This is a genomic window from Arthrobacter rhamnosi, assembly GCF_054510975.1.
On record NZ_JBTNDN010000006.1, the window covers coordinates 33,770 to 57,362 of the forward strand.

The 23,593-nt window shown below is 68.7% G+C and carries 17 protein-coding genes and 2 tRNA genes; 13 read left to right on the forward strand and 6 right to left on the reverse strand.

The features are described 5' to 3' along the window. Positions 1 to 38: 38 nt before the first annotated feature. Positions 39 to 109: transfer RNA gene (locus ACX80J_RS13595), tRNA-Gly, on the reverse strand. Between the two features lie 114 nt (positions 110 to 223). On the opposite strand from ACX80J_RS13595, the gene ACX80J_RS13600 reads away from it, so the two are divergent. The 5 genes from ACX80J_RS13600 (at position 224) to clpX (ending at position 4,994) form a co-directional block, all read left to right on the forward strand. Next, positions 224 to 297, forward strand: a tRNA-Pro gene (locus ACX80J_RS13600). Between the two features lie 69 nt (positions 298 to 366). After that, positions 367 to 1,881: a trigger factor gene (tig, locus tag ACX80J_RS13605; protein ID WP_459348143.1), complete on the forward strand. Its 1,515-nt coding sequence runs from the start codon at positions 367 to 369 to the stop codon at positions 1,879 to 1,881. 308 nt (positions 1,882 to 2,189) lie between these two features. After that, the gene (locus ACX80J_RS13610; protein WP_435868666.1) at positions 2,190 to 2,816 is read left to right on the forward strand and encodes an ATP-dependent Clp protease proteolytic subunit; all 627 of its coding nucleotides are present in this window, start codon (positions 2,190 to 2,192) and stop codon (positions 2,814 to 2,816) included. Between the two features lie 45 nt (positions 2,817 to 2,861). After that, positions 2,862 to 3,536 carry an ATP-dependent Clp protease proteolytic subunit gene (locus ACX80J_RS13615; protein ID WP_087075895.1) on the forward strand — a complete coding sequence of 225 codons (675 nt, stop codon included), beginning with the start codon at positions 2,862 to 2,864 and terminating at the stop codon, positions 3,534 to 3,536. A gap of 165 nt (positions 3,537 to 3,701) precedes the next feature. Continuing rightward, on the forward strand, positions 3,702 to 4,994 hold the full coding sequence (clpX, locus tag ACX80J_RS13620) for an ATP-dependent Clp protease ATP-binding subunit ClpX (protein WP_301227294.1): 1,293 nt from the start codon (positions 3,702 to 3,704) through the stop codon (positions 4,992 to 4,994). 80 nt (positions 4,995 to 5,074) lie between these two features. Here the strand turns inward: clpX and ACX80J_RS13625 are convergent, their stop codons facing one another. Then, positions 5,075 to 6,571, reverse strand: coding sequence for a glyceraldehyde-3-phosphate dehydrogenase (locus ACX80J_RS13625; RefSeq protein WP_459348144.1), 1,497 nt, complete (start codon positions 6,569 to 6,571; stop codon positions 5,075 to 5,077). 209 nt (positions 6,572 to 6,780) lie between these two features. On the opposite strand from ACX80J_RS13625, the gene ACX80J_RS13630 reads away from it, so the two are divergent. Continuing rightward, positions 6,781 to 7,398, forward strand: a complete 618-nt coding sequence (locus ACX80J_RS13630) for a mycothiol-dependent nitroreductase Rv2466c family protein (RefSeq protein ID WP_459348145.1) — start codon at positions 6,781 to 6,783, stop codon at positions 7,396 to 7,398. A 66-nt stretch (positions 7,399 to 7,464) separates the two neighbouring features. On the opposite strand, the gene valS is transcribed toward ACX80J_RS13630, so the two are convergent. Together valS and ACX80J_RS13640 are read right to left on the reverse strand one after the other, a co-directional pair. Continuing rightward, positions 7,465 to 10,089, reverse strand: coding sequence for a valine--tRNA ligase (gene valS / locus ACX80J_RS13635; RefSeq protein ID WP_459348146.1), 2,625 nt, complete (start codon positions 10,087 to 10,089; stop codon positions 7,465 to 7,467). A gap of 53 nt (positions 10,090 to 10,142) precedes the next feature. After that, on the reverse strand, positions 10,143 to 11,666 hold the full coding sequence (locus ACX80J_RS13640; protein WP_459348147.1) for a SulP family inorganic anion transporter: 1,524 nt from the start codon (positions 11,664 to 11,666) through the stop codon (positions 10,143 to 10,145). Between the two features lie 227 nt (positions 11,667 to 11,893). Between ACX80J_RS13640 and ACX80J_RS13645 the strand changes: the two genes are divergently transcribed. Further along, positions 11,894 to 12,688, forward strand: coding sequence for an SDR family oxidoreductase (locus ACX80J_RS13645; protein WP_459348148.1), 795 nt, complete (start codon positions 11,894 to 11,896; stop codon positions 12,686 to 12,688). A gap of 5 nt (positions 12,689 to 12,693) precedes the next feature. After that, complete coding sequence (locus ACX80J_RS13650) at positions 12,694 to 13,614, forward strand: diacylglycerol/lipid kinase family protein (protein WP_459348149.1); 921 nt, start codon at positions 12,694 to 12,696, stop codon at positions 13,612 to 13,614. Positions 13,615 to 13,642: 28 nt separating this feature from the next. Here ACX80J_RS13650 and ACX80J_RS13655 read toward each other — a convergent pair whose 3' ends face one another. Continuing rightward, on the reverse strand, positions 13,643 to 14,968 hold the full coding sequence (locus ACX80J_RS13655) for a cytochrome P450 (protein WP_459348150.1): 1,326 nt from the start codon (positions 14,966 to 14,968) through the stop codon (positions 13,643 to 13,645). A 420-nt stretch (positions 14,969 to 15,388) separates the two neighbouring features. Between ACX80J_RS13655 and ileS the strand changes: the two genes are divergently transcribed. The 5 genes from ileS to ACX80J_RS13680 all read left to right on the forward strand — a co-directional run bounded on the left by ileS (position 15,389) and on the right by ACX80J_RS13680 (position 22,057). Next, positions 15,389 to 18,694 carry an isoleucine--tRNA ligase gene (gene ileS / locus ACX80J_RS13660; RefSeq protein ID WP_459348151.1) on the forward strand — a complete coding sequence of 1,102 codons (3,306 nt, stop codon included), beginning with the start codon at positions 15,389 to 15,391 and terminating at the stop codon, positions 18,692 to 18,694. Then, positions 18,687 to 20,078 carry a bifunctional folylpolyglutamate synthase/dihydrofolate synthase gene (locus ACX80J_RS13665; RefSeq protein WP_459348152.1) on the forward strand — a complete coding sequence of 464 codons (1,392 nt, stop codon included), beginning with the start codon at positions 18,687 to 18,689 and terminating at the stop codon, positions 20,076 to 20,078. The genes ileS and ACX80J_RS13665 overlap by 8 nt, the downstream gene beginning before the upstream one ends. A gap of 7 nt (positions 20,079 to 20,085) precedes the next feature. Continuing rightward, complete coding sequence (locus ACX80J_RS13670) at positions 20,086 to 20,517, forward strand: DUF4233 domain-containing protein (RefSeq protein ID WP_459348153.1); 432 nt, start codon at positions 20,086 to 20,088, stop codon at positions 20,515 to 20,517. An 81-nt stretch (positions 20,518 to 20,598) separates the two neighbouring features. Next, positions 20,599 to 21,015: a nucleoside-diphosphate kinase gene (gene ndk / locus ACX80J_RS13675; protein ID WP_087075871.1), complete on the forward strand. Its 417-nt coding sequence runs from the start codon at positions 20,599 to 20,601 to the stop codon at positions 21,013 to 21,015. 76 nt (positions 21,016 to 21,091) lie between these two features. After that, entirely contained in the window at positions 21,092 to 22,057 is a 966-nt protein-coding gene (locus ACX80J_RS13680; protein WP_459348154.1) for an aldo/keto reductase, read from the forward strand. Between the two features lie 78 nt (positions 22,058 to 22,135). Here the strand turns inward: ACX80J_RS13680 and ACX80J_RS13685 are convergent, their stop codons facing one another. Next, complete coding sequence (locus ACX80J_RS13685; protein ID WP_459348276.1) at positions 22,136 to 23,563, reverse strand: HNH endonuclease; 1,428 nt, start codon at positions 23,561 to 23,563, stop codon at positions 22,136 to 22,138. Positions 23,564 to 23,593: the final 30 nt, after the last annotated feature.

The following is a 23,593-nucleotide window of genomic DNA, read 5'->3' on the forward strand; positions in this document are numbered from 1 at the left end:
CGATGTCCGGGTGATGCGGACCTGACGGCCCGGAGGAGAGGGGATGACGGGAATCGAACCCGCGTAATCAGTTTGGAAGACTGAGGCTTTACCATTAAGCTACATCCCCGCAGGAGGCGCCTCTCGGAGCCCCGTGGAACGCATATAACTACACCACAGCTGCCGCGCTATCGCCAAATGTGCGTGGCAGGCGTAAAGGTGCGTAGACTGTCACTCGCACTTACGGGGTGTAGCTCAGCTTGGTAGAGCGCCTGCTTTGGGAGCAGGAAGTCGCAGGTTCAACTCCTGTCACCCCGACTCTGTCGTGTGATGAGGAAAGTGCCTCCGCTGCAGAACCAATCCCAATCATTTCAGGAGTCCTACGCTGTGAAGAGCGCTGTTGAAACCCTTTCCCCCACCCGGGTGAAGCTGAACGTCGAGGTCCCCTTCGAGGAACTGAAGCCCAGCATCGACGAGGCCTACAAGACCATCGCCACCCAGGTTCAGGTTCCGGGGTTCCGCAAGGGCAAGGTTCCCCAGCAGCTCATCGACCAGCGCGTGGGTCGGGGCTACGTCATCGAGACCGCCATCAACGACGGCCTGAACGGTTTCTACCAGAGCGCTGTCCAGGAGACGGGCATCCGCCCCCTCAGCCGTCCCGAGGTCGAGATCACCGAGGTCCCGGATCCCGCCAAGAAGGACGGCCAGCTCACCTTCACCGTCGAGCTGGACATCCGTCCCGAGGTCGAGCTTCCCGACTACAAGGGCATCGAGGTCACGGTCGAGCCCGTCGAGGCATCCGACGAGGACATCGAGAAGGCCCTGGACGAGCTCCGCGGACGCTTCGGCACGCTGGCCGCCGTCGACCGCCCCGCCAAGGACGGCGACTTCCTCACCATCGACCTGACCGCGTCCGTCGACGGCGAAGAGGTCGACTCGGCGCAGGACCTGTCCTACCAGATCGGTTCCGGCACCATGCTCGAAGGCATGGACGAGGCCGTCACGGGTCTCTCCACCGATGAGAGCGCGACGTTCGAGACCAAGCTGGCAGGCGGCGAGCACGCCGGCGCCGACGCGCAGGTCACCGTCCAGGTCAAGGCCGTCAAGGAGCGCGAGCTCCCCGAGGTGAACGACGAGTTCGCCCAGCTCGCCTCCGAGTTCGACACCGCCGAGGAGCTCCGTGCCGACCTCGCGAAGCAGGCCTCCGAGTCCAAGCTCATGGACCAGGGCGTCGAGGCACGCGACAAGGTGCTCGACAAGCTCATCGAGCTCGTCGCCGTTCCGGTTCCCGAGAGCGTCGTCGAGGAGCAGCTGGAGCAGCACTTCAACGGCGAGAACGCCCACAGCGCCGGCGAGGACCACGACACCGAGGAGCACCGCGCCGAGATCCGTACCAACACGGAGCGCGCCTTCCAGAACGAGGTCATCCTCGACGCCGTGGCCGAGAAGGAAGAGGTCGGTGTCAGCCAGAGCGAGCTGATCGACTACATCGTCTCCACCGCGGGCCAGTACGGCATGGAGCCCAACCAGTTCGCCCAGATGCTGGACTCGAGCGGCCAGGTCCCGATGATCGTCGGAGAGGTCCGCCGCCGCAAGGCGCTGGCCAAGGTCCTCGAGTACGCGACGGTCACGGACACCAACGGTGCCGCGATCGACCTCACCGAATTCGTCCGCCCCGCGGGTGACGAGGACGAGACGATCAACGTCGACGACGTCGAGACGGAGCAGGACGTCGCCGAGGACATCGAGTCCACGGAAACCGAGGCCACCGAGTCCGGCACCACGGAATCCGAGGCCACCGAGGCCGAAGCCACCGAGGACGCGGCGTCCGACGCTGAGCCGGCAAAGGCTCCCAAGGCTGCCGCACCGAAGAAGACCAAGAAGAAGGCAAGCGCGGAGTAGCTTGTCCCAGCAGCGCAGACAGCGGTGCCGCAGCCTTCGGGCAGCGGTGCCGCTGCCGCTTTAAGCCGGGAGTGCGGGTCGGACAGGTCCGCGGCGGCGGGCCGTCGGGGTGCCGGGCGGGGGCTGCGCGGCACCTGTGCGCCGGCCGCCCGGATGCCGCCGGGACACCGCCCGGACACCGTGCGCCGTCAGCGAACAGTTGCGCGAGCGGGACGAAATCGGCCGCGGGGCGGGTTAGTGTCCAAGGAGAGACAAACGGACGGGTCGGCCGAACTGGAGCGGCCCGCCAGAGTGAGAGGTTAACGTTCATGGCAACCGAACCAAGCACCCCGAGCATGGCCGGCCCCGAAGCGGCTGGTCGCGACGAGTACATCTACAACAGGCTCCTCAAGGAGCGCATCATCTGGCTCGGTTCCGAGGTCCGTGACGACAACGCGAATGCCATCTGCTCGCAGCTCCTGCTGCTGTCCGCAGAGGACCCCGAGCGTGACATCTACCTCTACATCAATTCGCCCGGCGGCTCGGTGACCGCGGGCATGGCCATCTACGACACGATGCAGTTCATCCCGAACGACGTCGTGACGGTCGCGACGGGGCTGGCAGCCTCGATGGGCCAGTTCCTGCTGTCCTCGGGCACCAAGGGCAAGCGCTACGCGACCCCCCACGCCCGCATCCTCATGCACCAGCCCTCCGGTGGCATCGGCGGTACGGCCACCGACATCCGCATCCAGGCGGAGCTGATCCTGCACATGAAGCGGGTCATGGCGGAACTGACGGCGGAGCAGACGGGCCAGACCGTCGAGAGGATCCTGAAGGACAACGACCGCGACAAGTGGTTCACGGCCCAGGAAGCGCTCGACTACGGTTTCTTCGACCACATCTCCGCTCACTCGGGCTCTGTCTCCGGCGGCGGCGGAACCGACCAGACGTCCTAGTCCGCAGCAGCCCATCCTCCGACCAGTCGTCCTACAGGAGACACCATGAACCACGATTTCCAGGCAGCAGCGGGATCCAAGGCGCAAAACCTTCCGACCAGCCGCTACATCCTTCCCCAGTTCGAAGAGCGCACGCCGTACGGCTTCAAGCGCCAGGACCCCTACACGAAGCTGTTCGAGGACCGCATCATCTTCCTCGGCACGCAGGTCGACGACGCCTCCGCGGATGACGTCATGGCCCAGCTGCTCGTCCTCGAGTCCACGGACCCCGAGCGCGACATCACGCTGTACATCAACTCGCCCGGTGGCTCCTTCACCGCGATGACGGCGATCTACGACACCATGCAGTTCATCCGGCCCGAGGTGCAGACCGTATGCCTCGGCCAGGCTGCAAGCGCCGCCGCCGTCCTGCTCGCTGCCGGCGCCCCCGGCAAGCGGCTGGCACTGCCGAACGCCCGCGTCCTGATCCACCAGCCCGCCCTCTCCGGCGGACAGGGTGGGCAGGCCTCGGACCTGGAGATCCAGGCCAACGAGGTCATGCGCATGCGGACCTGGCTCGAGGACACGCTGGCCCTGCACTCCGGCCGCTCCTCAGAGCAGGTCAACCTCGATATCGAGCGTGACAAGATCCTCACCGCCGCCGATGCCGTCGAGTACGGCCTGGTGGACGAGGTCCTCAACTCCCGCAAGATCACCCCGGTCAAGATCAACACCCCGTAAGCGGCAGGCGTCATCCGACGGTTCCCCGAACCGTCGGATGACGACGCCGAGGCCGGGATCCGCCCGTGGCGCCGTGAGGCACCACGGGCATTTTGATACTGGCTACCACGGGCATGTGGCCTAGAGTGGTGGTAGCAATCGCGAAATACCTAAGGGGATTGAACCATGGCTCGCATTGGTGAGAGCACGGATCTGCTCAAGTGCTCTTTCTGTGGAAAAAGCCAGAAGCAGGTCCGCAAGCTCATTGCCGGCCCCGGCGTGTACATCTGTGACGAGTGCATCGACCTCTGCAACGAGATCATCGAGGAGGAGCTCTCCGAGGTAGCGGATCTCGGCACGTTCGAACTGCCCAAGCCCCGCGAGATCTTCGACTTCCTGCAGGAGTACGTGGTGGGCCAGGAGCCCGCGAAGCGTTCCCTCGCCGTCGCCGTCTACAACCACTACAAGCGGATCCAGTCCGGCACCGGGCCGCGGGCCGCCGGAACCCTCGCCGACGCCGCCGAGACCGAAGACGTCGAGATCGCCAAGTCCAACATCCTGCTGATCGGCCCCACGGGCTGCGGCAAGACCTACCTCGCCCAGACGCTCGCGCGCCGGCTGAACGTGCCGTTCGCCGTCGCGGACGCCACGGCGCTGACGGAAGCCGGCTATGTCGGCGAGGACGTCGAGAACATCCTGCTCAAGCTCATCCAGGCCGCGGACTACGACGTCAAGAAGGCCGAGCAGGGCATCATCTACATTGATGAGATCGACAAGATCTCCCGCAAGAGCGAGAACCCCTCCATCACGCGTGATGTGTCCGGTGAGGGCGTCCAGCAGGCCCTGCTGAAGATCCTCGAGGGGACGGTCGCCTCCGTGCCCCCGCAGGGCGGCCGGAAGCACCCGCACCAGGAGTTCATCCAGATCGACACCACGAATGTCCTCTTCATCGTGGCCGGAGCCTTCGCAGGCCTCGAGGAGATCATCGGCTCACGGGCGGGCCGCAAGGGCATCGGGTTCGGTGCGCCGCTGAGCTCCCTCAAGAACGAGGAGGCGAGCTACGGCGACGTCATGCCGGAGGACCTCCTGAAGTTCGGGCTGATCCCCGAGTTCATCGGACGCCTTCCCGTCATCACCACCGTCACGCACCTGGACCGTCCGGCGCTCATGCAGATCCTGACGGAACCGAAGAACGCGCTCATGAAGCAGTACCAGAAGATGTTCCTGCTCGACGGGGTCGAGCTCGTCTTCGAACCCAAGGCGCTCGAGGCCATCGCCGATCTCGCCCTCGACCGCGGCACGGGCGCCCGCGGCCTGCGCGCCATCATGGAGGAGGTCCTCCTCCCGGTCATGTTCGATCTCCCCAGCCGTGAGGACATCGCCACCGTGGTGATCACGGACGACGTCGTCGCCAAGCGGGCGGAGCCCACGCTCATCTCCCACGAGGTGGTCGCGAAGCGGCGGAACAAGTCCGCCTGACCCGGGCGCACCGGCAGCAGACAGGAAGGGCCCGGCCGATCGGCCGGGCCCTTCCTGTGTCGCCGTGCGTTCCGCCGACGTCAGACGGTCGCGGCTACCGCGGCGTCGGCGTCCGCGGTGGGGTAGGTGGGTGGGTGGACGGCGGCCATTTCTTCCATGACGCGCACGACCTGGCAGCTGTAGCCGAATTCGTTGTCGTACCAGACGTAGAGGACGGCGTGGTGGCCGTCGGCGATGGTGGCGAGGCCGTCGACGATGCCGGCGCGGCGTGAGCCGACGAAGTCGGTGGAGACGACTTCGGGGCTGTCGATGTAGTCGACCTGTTTGCGCATGCCCGAGTGCAGGGACATCTCGCGCAGGTAGGTGTTGACGTCCTCCTTGGTGGTCTCCTTCTCGAGGGTGAGGTTCAGGATGGCGATGGACACGTCCGGGGTGGGCACGCGGATGCTGCTGCCGGTGAGCTTGCCGGCCAGTTCGGGCAGGGCTTTGGCGACGGCGGTCGCGGCGCCGGTCTCGGTGAGGACCATGTTCAGGGCCGCGGAGCGGCCGCGGCGGTCGCCCTTGTGGAAGTTGTCGATGAGGTTCTGGTCGTTGGTGAAGGAGTGGACGGTCTCGACGTGGCCGTGGATCACGCCGTAGCGGTCGTTGACGGCTTTCAGGACCGGGGTGATGGCGTTGGTGGTGCAGGACGCGGCGGTGATGATCCGGTCGGTATCCAGGATGGTGGCGTGGTTGATGCCGTGCACGATGTTCTTCAGCGCGCCCTTGCCGGGGGCGGTGAGCAGGACCTTGGCGACGCCGGTGCTGCGCAGGTGCTGGGAGAGGCCGTCCTCGTCGCGCCAGCGGCCGGTGTTGTCCACGACGAGGGCGTCGGTGATGCCGTAGGCGGTGTAGTCGATGGTGGCCGGGTCGTCGGAGTAGATGACCTGGATGCGGGTGCCGTTGGCGGTGATGGTGTTCGACTCTTCGTCGACCTGGATGGTGCCGTCGAAGGAGCCGTGGACGGAGTCGCGGCGCAGCAGGCTGGCGCGTTTGGTGAGGTCGTTGGCGGAGCCGCGGCGGACGACGACGGCGCGCAAGCGGAGTCCGTGGCCGCCGCCGGCTTTTTCGATGAGCAGGCGGGCCACGAGGCGTCCGATGCGGCCGAAGCCGTAGAGGACGACGTCGGTGCTGGTGCGTTCGTCGGCTCCGCCCTGGTCGACGATGTCGGCGAGTTCGGTGCGCAGGAACTCCTCCAGGGAGCGGGCGTGCCCGGCAGCGCTGGCCCGGTCGTAGGCGAGGCGGAGGCGTCCGATGTCGATGGCCGCGGCGCCGAGGTCAAGGTCGGCGAGGATCCGCAGGATGGGGGCGGTGTCCTCCAGGCGGAGTTCCTCGGTGGTGATGCGCCGTGCGAAGCGGTGGGCCTTGAGGATGTTCATGGTGGATTTGTTGATGAGGCTGCGCCCGTGGATGCTTGTGACCACGTTGTTGTTGCGGTACAGGTGCCCGATCAGCGGGATCATGGCCTCCGCGAGAGCCTCGCGGTCGAGCCAGGTGTCGGAGAATTCGGCGGGGCTCTCGGTCCGGTGCTGCTGCAAAACGCGTCCCTAACTGCGCCGGGGTGCCCGGCGCGAACTCATCCGGCCTGATGGCGACGCAGGAGTAGCGCCAGGCATCTTCGACCGGTCGTGTCCTTTCATTAGACCGCCTCACGGGGCACGGGACCAACTCGGCCGGAATAGGGAGCAGGGATGGCGGGTTGCACCGGAAAAGGCCCCGGCCTCACCAACCCCAGAAGGAGCCCCGTATGAGCGAGTCCACGACCACCCAGAAAGCCGATTTCTGGTTCGACCCCCTGTGTCCCTTCGCGTGGATCACCTCGCGCTGGATCGGAGAGGTGGAGCAGGTCCGGGACATCTCGGTGGACTGGCACGTCATGAGCCTGTCCGTGCTGAACGAGGGACGCGACCTGCCCGAGGAGTACAAGGCGCTGATGCTGCAGGGGTGGGGCCCGGTCCGGGTCATCATCGCCGCAGCCGAGCTGCACGGGGACGAGTACGTCAAGAAGCTGTACGACGCCATGGGCACGCGCATCCACATCGGCCAGAACAAGGACTTCGACGTGGTCATCAGGGAGTCGCTCGAGGAGGCGGGACTGCCCGTAGACCTCGCGAAGTTCGCGCACTCCGACGAGTACGACGAGCAGCTCCGGGCCTCCCACAAGGATGGGATCGACCGCGTGGGCGACGAGGTCGGCACCCCGGTCGTCGCCTTCACCGGCACGGCGTTCTTCGGGCCCGTCCTCACGAGGATCCCGCGGGGTGAGGAGGCCGGCCGCATTTTCGACGGCGCCGTCCTGATGTCGGAGTTCCCCGAGTTCTTCGAACTCAAGCGCTCCCGCACCGAACGCCCGAAGTTCGACTAGGTATCCGAGCCGGCAGGAGGGGACCCACCGCACGGTGGGTCCCCTCCTGCGTCTGCGGACGGGCGGCTACGCGGCGGGCTGGGGAACCAGTTCGACGTCGGAGACGGCCAGGGGGCCGTTCCCTTCCGCGAGCCGGAGGTCCCTGACGTTGCCGGCGGCGAGGAGGTCGGCCAGGCCCGCCCGGAGCTGCTCCACCTGTGCGGCGGGTGCCGTCACGACGGCGGTCTCCACTTCGGTGCGCTGCTTGACCTTCGCCTCGGACTTGGCCTTGCGGATGCCGCCGAGCGCGAGTGCGACGGACGTGAGCACGTCGGCGTCGGCGGTCCCGGGCAGGGCGTCGAGTGCGCCGGCGCTCGGCCACGCGGCCTGGTGGACCGAACCGGAGCGCCACCAGCTCCAGACCTCTTCCGTGGCGAACGGCAGGAACGGCGCGAACAGGCGCAGCAGGGCGTCGAGCGTCGTGGCCAGCGCGGTCTGCACCGACTGCGTCCCGGCGTCGCCGGCATCACCGTAGGCGCGGTCCTTGACCAGCTCCACGTAGTCGTCCGTGAAGGTCCAGAAGAAGGATTCGCTGAGCTGGAGTGCCCTGGCGTAGTCGTACTTCTCGAAGGCGGCCGTCGCCTGCTCGGTGACCGACCGCAGCTGCGTCAGCAGGGACTGATCCAGTGCGCTCGTGACCCGTGCGAGCGAGCCTTCGCCGATCGACGCCTCCGTGACGCCCAGGTTGAGGACGAACTTGGACGCGTTGAGCAGCTTGATGGCGAGGCGGCGACCGATCTTCATCTGGTTCACCTCGTACGCGGTGTCCGCGCCGAGCTTCGCCGAGGCCGCCCAGTAGCGGACGGCGTCGGCACCGAACTGCTCCAGGACGTCCGTGGGGACAACCACGTTGCCCTTGGACTTCGACATCTTCTTGCGGTCCGGGTCGAGGATCCAGCCGGAGAGCGCGGCGTGCTTCCACGGCACGGAATCCTGCAGCGCGTCCGCCCGCACCGCGGTCGAGAACAGCCAGGTCCGGATGATGTCGTGGCCCTGCGGACGGAGGTCGAAGGGGAAGACCTTCCCGAACAGGTCCTCGTCGCGCGCCCAGCCACCGACGATCTGGGGTGTGAGGGACGACGTCGCCCAGGTGTCCAGCACGTCGCTGTCCCCGATGAAGCCGCCCGGCTGGTCGCGGGCGGACTCCTCGAAGCCGGGTGCGGGATCCGCCGCCGGATCGACCGGCAGCGACTCGAGCGCGGGCAGGATCGGGTCGTCGTACTCCGGTTCGCCGTCGGCGTCGAGGCGGTACCAGACGGGCACGGGCACGCCGAAGAAGCGCTGGCGCGAGACGAGCCAGTCGCCGTTGAGTCCCTCGATCCAGTTCTCGTAGCGGGAGCGCATGAAGGACGGGTGGAAGTCGATCTCGCGGCCGCGCTGGATCAGGGCGTCGCGCTTCCCGGCATCGCGCCCGCCGTTGCGGATGTACCACTGGCGACTGGTGACGACCTCGAGGGGCTTGTCGCCCTTCTCGTAGAAGTTGACCGGGTGCAGGATCTTCTTCGGTTCGCCGTCGAGGTCCCCGCTCTCGCGGAGCAGGGCGACGACGGCCTCCTTGGCGCTGAAGATCGTCTTGCCGGCCACCTGCGCGTAGTTCTCCCGGGCGCGCTCCGTCGTGATCCAGTCCGGCGTCTCCGAGCGGATCCGCCCGTCCCGGCCGACGACGGCGCGCGTGGGCAGCTGGAGCTCGCGCCACCAGGTGACGTCCGTCAGGTCGCCGAAGGTGCAGATCATGGCGATGCCGCTGCCCTTGTCGGGCTTGGCGAGGGGGTGCGCCTTGATCTCGACCTCGACGTCGAACAGGGGCGAGGACACGGTGGTGCCGAAGAGCGGCTTGTACCGCTCGTCGTCGGGGTGCGCCACGAGGGCGACGCACGCCGGCAGCAGCTCGGGCCGGGTCGTCTCGATGTGGATCTTCTCGCCGTTCGGGGCGGAGAACGCGATCCGGTGGTAGGCGCCGGGCTGCTCGCGGTCCTCGAGCTCCGCCTGGGCGACGGCGGTGCGGAAGGTGACGTCCCAGAGGGTGGGGGCTTCGGCCAGGTAGGCGTCACCGGCCTTGAGGTTCTCGAGGAAGGCGCGCTGCGAGACGGCACGGGAGGTGTCGTCGATGGTCCGGTAGGTCAGGTCCCAGTCGACCGAGAGACCGAGTGTGCTGAAGAGGTTCTCGAAGACCTTCTCATCCTCGACGGCCAGCTCCTCGCAGAGCTCGATGAAGTTGCGGCGCGACACGGCGTCGAAGTCGCGCTGGTTCTTCGCGGGCTCTGCCGGCGGCCGGTAGTCGGCGTCGTACGGCACCGAGGGGTCGCAGCGGACACCGTAGTAGTTCTGGACGCGGCGCTCGGTCGGCAGCCCGTTGTCGTCCCATCCCATGGGGTAGAAGACGTTGGCTCCGCGCATGCGCTTGAAGCGTGCCATCACGTCGGTCTGGGTGTAGGAGAACATGTGCCCGACGTGGAGGGATCCCGACGCCGTCGGCGGAGGAGTGTCGATCGAGTAGACGTGCTCGCGGGTGGTGTCGCGGTCGAAGGCGTAGGTGCCGTCCTCGCGCCACTGCCGGGAGAGCCTCTCTTCGAGGCCCTCGAGGGCGGGCTTGTCGGGAACGGAAACGGGCTGGGGGGAGGGCGTGTCTGTGCCCTGGGTCGTATCGGCCATAGATCCATTGTTCCCTACGGCGGGCGGCCCGGGGTCCGTCCGGTGCCCTGGGCTCAGGAGCCCGCGCCGAGCTGCCCGCGCAGCCGGTCGCGCATCGACGCGGAGGCCTCGTTGAGGCCGACGACCTCCACCTCGGTGCCGTGCGCCCGGTACTTCTCGGAGATGGCATCGAGGGCGGCGATGGTCGAGGCGTCCCAGAGGTGCGATCGGTGCAGGTCGATGGTGACCCGGCCGGGGTCGCGCGCGTAGTCGAACCGGGTGTAGAGGTCGTTGGACGACGCGAAGAAGAGTTCGCCGTCGACCGTGTAGGTGACGTGCGCTTCCCCGTCGCGCATGTCGTCCCGGCGCGTCACCGTGACGAAGTGCGCGACGCGGCGTGCGAAGGCCACCATCGCGACGAGGACGCCGACGCCGACACCGATCGCGAGGTTGTGCGTCCAGACCGTCCCGACGACGGTGGCGAGCATGACGAGGGTCTCGCTCTTCGGCATGCGCTTGAGGGTGGAGGGCCGGATGCTGTGCCAGTCGAACGTCGCGATCGAGACGAAGATCATGACGGCGACCAGTGCGGCCATCGGGATCAACGCCACGATGTCGCCGAGTGCGACGACGAGGATGAGCAGGAAGATCCCGGCGAGGAAGGTCGAGATCCGCGTGCGTGCCCCGGAGGCCTTCACGTTGATCATGGTCTGGCCGATCATCGCGCACCCACCCATGCCGCCGAAGAAGCCCGTGATGATGTTCGCGGCGCCCTGGCCCCACGACTCGCGGGTCTTGTCGGAGCGGGTGTCCGTGATGTCGTCGACCAGCTTGGCGGTCATCAGCGATTCCAGGAGCCCGACGGCGGCGAGGGCGAGGGAGAACGGCGCGATGATCTGCAGGGTCTCGAGGTCCAGCGGCACGTCGGGGAAGAACAGCGTGGGCAGGCTGTCCGGCAGGTCGCCCTTGTCCCCGACGGTCGGGACAAGGACGTCGGCGAGGACCGCGAACACGGTGAGGACGACGATCGCGACCAGCGGGGCCGGAACCACCGTCGTCAAACGCGGGAGGCCGAAGACGATGAGGAGCCCGACAGCAACCATCGGGTACACCAGCCACGGGACACCGAGGAGTTCGGGGACCTGGGACAGGAAGATGAGGATGGCCAGTGCGTTGACGAAACCCACCATGACCGAGCGGGGGATGAACCGCATGAGCCGTGCCACGCCGGTAAGACCCAGGACGACCTGGAACACTCCGCCGAGGATGACCGCGGCGAGGAAGTAGTCCAGTCCGTGGCCGGCGACCAGGGGTGCGACCACCAGAGCCACGGCTCCGGTGGCGGCGGAGATCATGGCGGGCCTGCCGCCGAGGAACGCGATGGACACCGCCATGGTGAAGGACGCGAAGAGCCCCAGCCGCGGGTCGACGCCGGCGATGATGGAGAACGCGATGGCTTCGGGAATCAGCGCGAGCGCGACGACGAGACCGGCGAGCACTTCGGTCTTCAGGAGCCGTGGATTCCGCAGGGTCCGGGCCACCGACTGGCGTTCGAGGGGCGACAGGGCGGCGTCCGTTACGGAAGCTGCAGTGGTCATCGGTCTGGTCTTCCTTCGGTGAGGGCGCGGAGTGCTGCTGGTGCCGCTACAGTCCGGGGACGCCGGCTGAGGAACTCACGGGTCCCGGGGAGAGACGCGGCCCGCCCAACGTTACCGGTGGCGGCAGGCGGATCGGACCGCCCCGGGCGGCCCTGCTTCCCGCAGTCGGGCAGCCGACTCCCCACTGCCTTCTCACGGCCTTCCCACGGCCTCGCTACAGTGGCCCCATGACTCCGACATCCCCGGCGCCGCTCGGCGCACCCGTCGTCCCCGCCCCTCCGGCACTGCGAGCCGTCGTCACCGGAGCCAGTTCCGGCATCGGTGCGGCGACCGTCCGTGCCCTGCGACGGAACGGCTGGGACGTCGTCGCGGCGGCGCGCCGCGTCGACCGTCTCGAGGCCCTCGCGGCGGAGACCGGCGCGACGGCTGTGGCCCTCGACGTCACGGACCAGGCGTCCGTCGATGCCTTCACCGCGGAGGTCACGGCCGCCGGTCCCGTCCACGCCCTGGTGAACAACGCCGGCGGCGCCTTCGGGGCGGACCGTGTGGTGGACAGCGTCACCGAGGACTGGCAGCGGATGTACGACGTGAACGTGCTCGGGTCGATGCGGGTCACGCGCGCCCTGCTGCCGGCGCTCCGGTCCGGCGGCCAGGGCAGCGTCCTCTTCCTGACCTCCACGGCTGCGCTCGCGGCCTACGAGGGCGGGGCGGGATACTGCGGCGTGAAAGCCGCCCAGCAGTCGATGGCGCGCTCGCTCCGCCTGGAGGAGGCGGAGAACAACATCCGGGTGATCGAGGTGTCACCCGGCATGGTGCGCACCGAGGAGTTCTCGCTCAACCGCCTCGGCGGGGACCAGGGCGCCGCCGACAAGGTGTACGAGGGGGTGGACTACCCCCTGACGGCGGACGACGTCGCCTCCGCGGTCGCCTTCACGCTCGATGCGCCGCACCACATGAACATCGACCAGCTCGTCCTGCGTCCGCTCGCGCAGGCCGCCAACCACAAGGTGCTCCGGGGCTGATCCCCGTGCCCCGATCAGAGGAAGCTCTCCCGGGGGCCAGGGGGGACGCCCTGCTCCTCGTCAGTCCGACCGCGGGCAGGGGTAGGGCCCGACGGCTCGCCCCTGCCACGGCGGAAGCACTGCGGCGCGAAGGCTTCGCCCTCACCGTCGTCGTCAGCGGGAGCCTCGACGACGCTGCGGAGCAGGCGCGGAAAGCGGCGCCGGGGAGCGTCGTGGCCGCCCTCGGAGGCGACGGCTTCCTCGGCGCCGTCGCTGCCGGCGTGCAGGAGTCCGGTGCAGTCCTCCTGCCCTTGGCCGGCGGCCGCGCCAACGACACCGTGCGGCGCCTCGGCCTGCCGCTGAACCCCCTGAAGGCCGTCCGGGAACTCCCGGGCTACAGCGCCACGGCGATTGATCTGGGGTGGGTCAACGGCCGCCCATACCTGGGCGTGGCGCACGCAGGCTTCGACGCGCTCGCGAACGAGTACGGCAACGCGACGCGGGCACGCCTGGGACCGTTCGTCTATCTCTACGGCGGGCTGAAGGCGTTCCGGGCATGGCGCGGCGTGACGTTCACCCTGTCCGTCGACGGAGCGGAGCAGGTCTTCCCCGGCTGGTTCGTCGCGGTCGGCAACGGGGGACGGTACGGCGGTGGGCTGCGGATCTGCCCCCGAGCGAGGATCGACGACGGACTGCTGGACGTGGTGTCCCTGGGTGCCTCGTCCTTCAGGACCGTCGTCGCGGCCTTCCTTCTCTCGTACCGGGGACGGCATCTCGGCCTTCCCGGCATCACCGCGTCCCGTGGTTCGAGCGTCCGGATCGCGGCGGACGCACCACTCACCGTGTACGCGGACGGCGAGCCGGTGGGCCCACTGCCCGCCGTCCTGACGGTCACGCACCGGGCGCTGACGGTGCTGATGCCTGCGGATCCACCGGCCCTGCACTGACGTGGGCACTCCGGCGAGCCGGCGGCCGTCACGTCCGGGGAGAGACGCCGAGGCGCACCGAGTAGTTGTCGAGGGCCCCCGGCAGCGGACGGGAGGGGCCCAGCGCCTGGCCCTTCTCGACACGGAAATCCTGGTCCTCCACGAGGACGGCCAGTGCCGCGCTGGTCAGCAGCAGCGTCAGCTGCTTCCCGGGGCACACCACGGGTCCGTCGCTGAAGGGCACGAGCGGCCAGCCGTCGTCCTCCTCGGTGAGCCAGCGCTCCGGCGAGAAGTCGTGGGCGTTGCGCAGGTGGCGGTCGTCGCGATGGAAGTACGGGGAGTAGATGAGCACGCCGCAGCGGGCCGGCATCAGGCCCGACGCCCACTGCACGGGCTGCGTGGTCTCGCGCAGGATCATCGGAGTGGTGGACCAGAGGCGCAGCACCTCGAGCACGCAGGCGCGCAGGTACGGGAGGAACCGGCGGCCCGAGGCGTCGGCGTCGACCTCGCGCCGCGCGGCCTGCAGGGCCTCCGGATGGGTCGCCAGGACGGTCAGGGTCCGGAAGACCACCATGCCGCTGTTGTCCAGGGCGAAGAGCCACTGGGGCACCTGGTCGGCGGGGCGCGCACTGTCATCCGTGGGGACGGCGGCCAGGACCGAGGCGAGGCTCCCGGGCTCGGCGTGGGCGAGCTCGTCCCGGATGCGGGTGAGGAACCGCTCCCGGGTACTCCTGCGCACGGGCTTCAGGAACGCCCAGTTCCCGTCCTTCCGCAGCCGATTGAGCATCGCGGTGAGGCCCGTGTCGTCCCGCGCGTGGTCACCGAAGACCACGCGGCGCACCACGCGGGACCAGGCCTCGGCGAAGTCGCTCCAGGGCAGTGAGCCGTTCAATGCATCGGCCAGGAGGTCCCGCAGCTCCTCCTCCACGACGGGCACGAACCGGTCGGCGAGGTGGTGCACCGGGTGGTCCGTATCGAGGACCTGCTCCTGCAGCGCGCGGCGTACGGTGCGCTCCGGACCGCGGGAGACCAGGACGTTGGACGGCTGGAAGTGCGCCATGACGGCGCGCTTCTCGCTGCTGGCGGCCGAGAAGGGCTCCGGCGACCGGGCCAGGACGGTGTCCACGTCCCCGGGCGCGAGCACGACCGCCTGCTTCCGCAGGGGGAGCTTCAGCATCAGCGGACCGTCCGGGTACCGGGCGTGGAGCTTCTGGAGGACGGCGACGGCCCTCCTGTCGAGGTCGAGGCGCGCTGCCAGGCCGAGGGGCAGCGGACGCCGGATCACCGGTCCCTCCGCGATGGTGGGGAGGAAGACCCCCAGCAGCACCCGGGCGGTGTCGAGTGCGGACGCGGTGGGGAGGGTCGGCGTTGGCATGGCATGTCCTGTCACTGTCGGTTGTCTCCCACCTTGCCAAGCGCGCCCCGTGCCCACAACGCATTTCGCAGGGCCCGCGGGCGGTGGCGGTGTGCATGCCCTTTCGACAACGAATTCGCGGCAGGGCTAGACTTGAAGGACAAGCATCGACCCGGCAATCACCGGTGAGCTTCCGGAAGAAAGGCCGGCCCCACAGGGGCGACGGCCCGTAGAACCGGACGGGACGGCCCGTCACAGCCTGCGAACGAGCGGCGGCCCAGGCTGCCGTGACCGCGACGAGCGGCACGGTGGACGACGGCGGCAAGTGAGGTGGTACCGCGGGTCCAGTTCCCTGCGGCCGGTCAGGCAACCGGCGGCGACGGAACGGGCGCCCGTCCTCACGGCAGGACTCCTGCTCCACCCGACGCCGCCGTACACAGGATGAGACCAATGCCGCAGATCTACCCCAAAGCCGTGTCGCCCGACGACAGCGGTGCTTCCTCCGGAACCAGCGCCTCCCCGCGCTTCCCCGAGCTCGAGGAACGCGTCCTCCGCTACTGGCAGGAGGACGGCACCTTCCAGGCATCCATCGATGCCCGCGCTCCCGGCGTCGACGGATCGAACGAATTCGTCTTCTACGACGGCCCGCCCTTCGCCAACGGCCTGCCGCACTACGGCCACCTCCTCACCGGCTATGCCAAGGACCTCGTAGGTCGCTACCAGACGCAGCGCGGCCACCGGGTGGAACGCCGCTTCGGCTGGGACACGCACGGACTGCCCGCCGAACTCGAGGCGATGAAGCAGCTCGGCATGACCGACAAGCAGCAGATCGTCGCCATGGGCATCGACAACTTCAACGACGCAGCGCGGGCCTCCGTCATGAAGTACGCGGGGGAGTGGCGCGACTACGTGACCCGCCAGGCGCGCTGGGTGGACTTCGACAACGACTACAAGACCCTCAACCCGGAGTACATGGAGTCCGTCCTCTGGGCCTTCAAGACGCTGCACGAGAAGGGCCTGACCTACAACGGGTACCGCGTGCTGCCGTACTGCTGGAACGACGAGACCCCCCTGTCCAACCATGAACTGCGGATGGACGAGGACGTCTACCAGGACCGCCAGGACCAGACCGTCACGGTCACCTTCCCCCTCCTCGCGGGCGAGTCGGCCCTCTCGAAGGACCTCGCGGGCGTCCAGGCCCTCGCCTGGACCACCACGCCCTGGACGCTGCCCACCAACGCCGCGCTCGCCGTCGGGCCCGACATCGCGTACGTCGTCGTCGAGGCCGAGCGGGACGGCGGAAGCGGCCGCTACCTGCTGGCGGAGGACCTGCTCGGCAACTACGCCAAGGACCTCGGCTTCGCGGACGCCGCCGCCGCCCGGGAATCGGTCACCTCGCGGCACCTCGGCTCCGAGCTGGAGGGGCTCACCTACGAGCCGCTGTGGGACTACCTCGCCGATCCCGAGGAGGGCGGTTACCGCAACGCCTTCCGCATCCTGGTGGCGGACTACGTCACGACGACGGACGGCACCGGCCTCGTACACCAGGCACCCGCCTACGGCGAGGAGGACCAGAAGGTGTGCGAGGACGCCGGCATCCAGGTGATCCTCTCGGTCGACGAGGGCGCGAAGTTCCTGCCGATGTTCGGCCGGGGTCCGCTCGCGGACATCGTCGGGCTGCAGGTCTTCGACGCGAATCGGCACATCACGCGCGTGCTCAAGTCCGAGGGCCGCCTGGTGCGTCAGGCCAGCTACGTGCACAGCTACCCGCACTGCTGGCGGTGCCGCAAGCCGCTCATCTACCGCGCCGTATCCTCGTGGTACGTCGAGGTCACGAAGATCCGCGACCGCATGGTGGAGCTCAACCAGGACATCACGTGGATCCCCGGCAACGTCAAGGACGGCCAGTTCGGCAAGTGGCTCTCCAACGCGCGCGACTGGTCCATCAGCCGCAACCGCTTCTGGGGCAGCCCCATCCCGGTGTGGCAGTCGGACGACCCCGAGTACCCGCGCACCGACGTCTACGGCTCGCTCGCCGAACTGCAGGCGGACTTCGGCCGCCTCCCGCTGAACAAGCAGGGCGAGGTGGACCTCCACCGTCCCTTCATCGACGAGCTCACGCGACCCAACCCCGACGACCCGACGGGCCGGTCCACCATGCGCCGCGTCGAGGACGTGCTCGACGTCTGGTTCGATTCCGGGTCCATGCCCTACGGGCAGGTGCACTACCCCTTCGAGAACGAGCAGTGGTTCGACACCCACAACCCCGCGGACTTCATCGTCGAGTACATCGGGCAGACGCGCGGCTGGTTCTACATGCTGCACATCCTCTCCACGGCGCTGTTCGACCGCCCGGCGTTCCGCAACGTCATCAGCCACGGCATCGTGCTCGGCTCCGACGGGCAGAAGATGTCCAAGAGCCTGCGCAACTACCCGGACGTCTCCGAGGTCTTCGACAGGGACGGCTCCGACGCCATGCGCTGGTTCCTCATGGCCTCCCCGATCCTCCGCGGCGGCAACCTCGTGGTCACGGAGCAGGGTATCCGCGACGGCGTCCGCCAGGTGATCCTGCCGCTGTGGAACGTGTGGCACTTCTTCAGCCTCTACACGAACGCGGCCAACGGCGGAGACGGCTACGAGGCGAAGACCGTCACCCCCGAGGCCGCGGCCCAGCTGAGGGAGCCGATCGACCGCTACATCCTCGCGAACACCGGCAACCTCGTCCGCGACCTCACCGAGGCCCTCGACGCCTTCACCATCAGCGACGCCTGCGAGTCCCTGCGTCGCTACCTGGACACGCTCACCAACTGGTACGTCCGCCGGAGCCGGCAGCGCTTCTTCGACGAGGACACCGACGCCTTCGACGTGCTCTACACGTGCCTCGAAGCCGTGTGCCGCGTCGCGGCCCCGCTGCTTCCCCTCGTCACCGAGGAGATCTGGCGTGGCCTCACCGGCGGCCGGTCCGTCCACCTCACCGACTGGCCCGACGCGGCGTCGTTCCCTGCCGCTCCCGACCTCGTGGAGCAGATGGACCGCACCCGCCAGGTGTGCTCCGTGGGCTCCAGCCTGCGGAAGGCGGCCAACCTGCGGGTGAGGCTCCCGCTGCGGGAACTGACCGTCGTCGCGCCCGGCGCGGCGGGCCTCTCGGGCCAGTACTCCGCGATCATCGCGGACGAACTCAACCTCAAGGGCGTTCGGCTCGTCGACTCGGCCGACGCCGAGCCGGCCGAGTTCGGCATCTCGCAGCGCCTCGTGGTCAATGCCCGCGCCGCCGGCCCGCGCCTCGGCAAGAACGTGCAGACGGTCATCAGGGCGTCGAAGTCCGGGGACTGGTCGGTGGACGACGACGGCGGCGTCACCGCGGGCGGTCTCGCCCTCGAGCCGCACGAGTACACGCTCGACACCGTGGTGGAGGGGAACGATGCAGCCTCCAAGGCCGTGACGGTCCTGCCGGGTGGCGGGTTCCTCGTCCTCGACACGGAGGTCACGGAGGAACTGGCGGCGGAGGGAACAGCCCGTGACGCGATCCGCGCCATCCAGCAGGCCCGTCGCGACGCGGACCTCGACATCAGCGACCGCATCACCACGACCATCGGCGTGGCGCCGGACCAGGTGGCCGCGCTCGAGGCGAATGCCGAGCTGATCAGGGCGGAGACCCTGACGCTGGACCTGCGCATCACGGCGGTCCAGGGCTCGGGCAATGAATTCAGCATCACCGTCGGGAAGCAGGAGCAGCAGCATGGATGACACGAACGGAACCGGCACCGAGGGCCGCGCGGGACTCGACGCGTTCTCGGTCGAGAGCGTGTACGCCGAGCTGCTGAGCCGCGCGCCGGAGAACAAGATGGAGCCGCGCATGGCGCCGCTGCACCGGGCCATGGAGATCCTCGGCGAGCCCAACAGGGCCTTCCCGATCATCCACATCACCGGCACCAACGGCAAGACCTCGACCGCGCGCATGATCGAGAGCATCCTGCTGGCGCACGATCTCCGGACCGGCCGCTACACGAGCCCCCACCTCTCGCGCGTGACGGAGCGCATCAGCATCGACGGAGAGCCCGTCGCGGACGAGACCTTCGTCCGGGTCTGGGACGAGATCAGGCCCTACCTCGACATCGTCGACGGTGAGCTGCAGGCCGCCGGCGAACCACGCCTGACCTACTTCGAGTGCGTCACCATCCTCGCGTTCGCGATCTTCGCGGACGAGCCAGTCGACGTCGGCGTGATCGAGGTGGGGCTCGGCGGCATCACCGACGCCACGAACGTCGGTGACGGGCAGGTCGCCGTGATCACACCGATCTCCCTCGACCACACGGACCTCCTTGGCGACACGGTCGAGGACATCGCCCTCGAGAAGGCCGGCATCATCAAGCCCGGCTCCTTCCTGGTCAGCGCGATCCAGCCCCGCGACGCCGCCCAGGTCCTCCTCGAGCGCGCCCGTGAGGTGGGGGCGGAATTCCGATTCGAAGGCGTCGAGTTCGGCGTCGAGTCGCGCACTGTCGCCGTCGGCGGGCAGGTGATATCGCTCACCGGGCTCGCCGGCCGCTACGGGGAGCTGCTGGTGCCGCTGCACGGCGAGCACCAGGCGGAGAACGCGGCCGTGGCCGTGGCTGCGGTGGAGGCCTTCCTCGGCGGAGGCGAGCGGGAACTCCAGACGGAGCTCGTGCGCAACGGGCTGCGGGCCGTCACATCGCCCGGACGCCTCGAGGTGGTCCGTACGGCTCCGAGCATCATCGTGGATGCGGCCCACAATCCGGCGGGCGCCCGCGCCGCGGCCAAGGGGATCCGTGAGGCCTTCGAGTTCTCGCGCCTCGTCCTCGTCATCGGCGTGCTGCAGGACAAGGATGCCGCCGCGATCCTCGCCGAACTCCATGAGGAGCTCGGCGGGATCCTCGAGGACGTCTGCCTGACGCAGTCGACGTCGCCCCGCTCGATCCCGGCCGCCGACCTTGTGCAGGCAGCGCTGTCGGCGGGCTTCGCGGAGGAGAACATCAACATCGCCCCCGGGCTGGACGACGCGCTGGAGTGGGCCGTGATGAAGGCGGAGGAGAACAACGACCTCGCCGGAGGGATCCTCGTCACCGGCTCGATCACGGTGGTCGGGGAAGCCCGCACGCTCCTAGGGAAGTAGGCAGAGCATGGCACGGATGACCAGGGCCCAGCGCGAGTGGCGGCCGGGGATGCCGAAGAAACGCCGGTCCACGAAGATCATGTTCGCCTCCACGGTCCTGTTGCTCGAGGCGTTCGTCGTGTTCTTCGCGACGCTCGCAGTATTCGGGCTGCGGCGCGACGAGATCTCGCCCGTCCTGATCCTGACCTCGGGCATCATCCTCAGCATCGTGCTGGTCCTGACCTGCGCGGTGCTGACGAAGAAGTGGGGGATCGGCCTCGGCTGGATCCTCCAGCTGGTCATCATCGCCGGAGGTTTCCTCGAGCCGATGATGTTCGTGGTCGGCGGCGCCTTTGCCCTGACGTGGCTCTACGGCATCCGGCAGGGCATCCGCGTGGACAGCGAGAACGCGGAGCGGGACCGGCTGCAGGCGGAGTGGGAGAAGGCCAACCCCGAATAACGGCGCCGCCTTTAGTAGAGTCGATCGTGATACCCCACCACTGCGCCGTCCCGCACGGCGCGCACCTCCCCAGGAGTCCCCATGAGCGTTGAGCGCACCCTTGTCCTCGTCAAGCCCGACGGCGTGTCCCGCGGCCTGACCGGCACCATCCTGTCCCGCATCGAGGCGAAGGGCTACACCATCGCCGAGCTGAAGCAGGTGCACGCCTCGCGCGAGCTGCTCGAGGAGCACTACGCGGAGCACGTCGGCAAGCCGTTCTTCGAACCGCTGGTGGAATTCATGCTCAGCGGGCCGATCGTCGCCGCCGTCTTCGAGGGACAGCGTGTGATCGAAGGATTCCGGTCCCTGGCAGGGACGACGGAGCCTACGACGGCGGCACCCGGCACCATCCGCGGTGACCTGGGCCGCGACTGGGGAGTGAAGGTCCAGCAGAACCTCGTGCACGGCTCCGACTCCGCCGAGTCGGCCGAGCGCGAGATCGGTATCTGGTTCGCCTGACCACCAGCGGATGCGTCGGGGCCCCGGGTCGTGTGCCCGGGGCAACGAATGGTCGGGATCTTGGTAGGTTAGGTCCATGATGACCTACCGCAGACTGGGTTCCTCGGGACTCAGCGTTTCCACCGTCGGACTGGGCTGCAACAACCTGGGCAGGGCGGGTACCGTCTCCGAGTCCCAGGAGGGCACCGACGCCGTCGTGCATGCGGCGATCGACGCCGGGATCACGCTGTTCGACGTCGCCGACATGTACGGCAGGACTCCCGGCGTCAGCGAGGTGCAGCTGGGCAAGGCCCTCGGCGCGAGGCGCGATGACGTGGTCCTGGCGACGAAGTTCGGGCTCGACATGGGCGGGGTGAACGGACCGGACTGGGGTGCGCGCGGATCCCGACGCTACATCATCCGGGCGGTCGAAGCGTCCCTGCGGCGCCTCGGTACCGACTGGATCGACTTGTACCAGTACCACGCCCCTGATCCGCAGACGCCGATCGAGGAGACCCTCGCGGCACTCGATGACCTCGTGACGAGCGGCAAGGTCCGCTACCTCGGACACTCCAACTTCGCCGGGTGGCAGATCGCCGAGGCCGAGTTCACGGCGCGCAGCGGCGGCTATACCCCGTTCATCTCCGCCCAGAACCCCTACAGCCTGCTGGACCGCCGTCTGGAGCGGGAGGTCGTCCCGGCCGCCGAGGCCTACGGTCTCGGGGTCCTGCCCTACTTCCCGCTCGCCAACGGCCTGCTGACCGGAAAGTACCGGCGCAACGAGGTTCCCGCGGGCAGCCGGCTCACGCACTCCCGGAAGAACCTGCTGGAGACGGCCGACTGGGACCAGCTCGAGTCCTTCTCGGCGTTCGCGGCCGAGCGGGGACTCACCGAGGTGCAGGTCGCCTTCTCCTGGCTTGCAGCCCAACCCTCCGTCGGGTCCGTGATCGCCGGCGCCACGTCCCCGGAGCAGGTGCGGCAGAACGCGACGGCGGCCGAGTGGACGCCGTCGGACGCGGATCTGGCCGAACTGGACGACATCTTCCCGCGCCCCGAAGGCTAGAGCTCCCCGGGTGAAAGGGCTGCGACACAGCACCTCCGACACGGCACCTCCGAGCGGGGTGTTCGGCTTCCTGGTGGGTCAGGCGGTGACCGGTCTGTGGTGCGCGTTCTTCAGCGCCTTGCTGCGGTGCCGCTTCTCGTGCCGGGGGAATCGGGACTGTGCGGGTGGAGTGTCGCCGGATCCGGTGCCCAACGCCGGGGGCGCCGCGGAGCTGTAGGTATGTCCGGTGGGAGTCCGGAGGTCGATGGTGTGGGTCGGACCAGAGCGAGTGGTGGCTTTCCAGCCGTCGATCTCCTTGGTGTGGTTGCATGCTTCGCACAGACCGGCGCCGTTCCAAAGGCTTGTCGGTCCGGCGTCCCGCCAGGGGAGGATGTGGTCCACCTGGCGAATGGGTGCGTCGCAGTAGGGGGTCCGGCAGGATCGGTCGCGCGCCTCGATGAAGCGGCGCTGCCCGTCCGTGAAGAGCCGGGCGCGTGAGTCGACGGCGAGCAAATCCCCCGTCCCGGGCGCCGTGTACAGCCTGCGCACCCAGACCTTTAACCCCTGCCCATGCCCCGCACGGCCGACAACGCCGTCGCCAGCGTCACCGACGGCGCCACCGGCGGCCCCACCAGCGATGCCGGTTCGGGAACCGGTCGAGGGACTCGCGGAGGTCGCCCTGCCGGCCGGGCTCAGGGTGGTGCGGGCCCAGGCGCCGGGAACAATGCCATACCCGCTCAGGTGCGCCGGTTCGTTGCCGCCCCCAAGAAGGGTGCGGTCGGTCATCACGAGTTGGAGTTCCACGCCGCAGATACCTTCGACGGTGCCGGTGGTCCGCTCGACGAGGGTGTCCGCCATGAGCTGGCCCCGCGAACGGGTGTCGCCGGCCGAACGGAGCGAGTCGGCGTGCCGGGTCAGGGCCGCGTACAGGCCCACGCCCTGCGCGACGGGAAGCAGGGCGGTCAGGTAGGTCATGGTGTCAGGTGCGGGGCGGAGGCTGACGTACCGGTCCGCGGCAGCCTGGCTGGCGCGTTGCGTAGCGGAGCGAGGGTCCCTGCGGTAGACGGCGGTCCGGGCTGCAGCGATCAGGGCCCGGTCGCCCGCCCCGTCGAATGTTCCCGTATCCGGGGAGAGTTCCTCGTCGACGGCGCACCGGTCGGCTGCGCTCAGGCACGCGGTCTCCCGGACCAGCAGGGTTGCCCGCCATTCGTTGAGCCGGCCCGCGTCCAGAGCGGCCAGCGTATGGGGCATCTCCGTGACGAGCGCTCGTGCCAGGCCGAGGAGCCGGTTTCCTCGGGAGGGCGATTCGCGGCGGGCGAGGGCGATCTGCGCGGCCACGCCCTGTCCCCGGTCCGCTGCGGGTACACCGGCCTCGGTCTGGGCGCGGCGCTCGGCCAGGTCGAACGCAACCGCGATCCGGGCCTGCGCGGCGGCCACCGCCGACTTGAGGTCTTCCAGGTCCCGCAGGTGATCGATCAAGCCGGCCCTCCCGCTGCTGACTTCCAGGGAGGCCACCTCCTCAATCAGGTGCCGAACGGGAGAGTGCGAGGTTGTCTC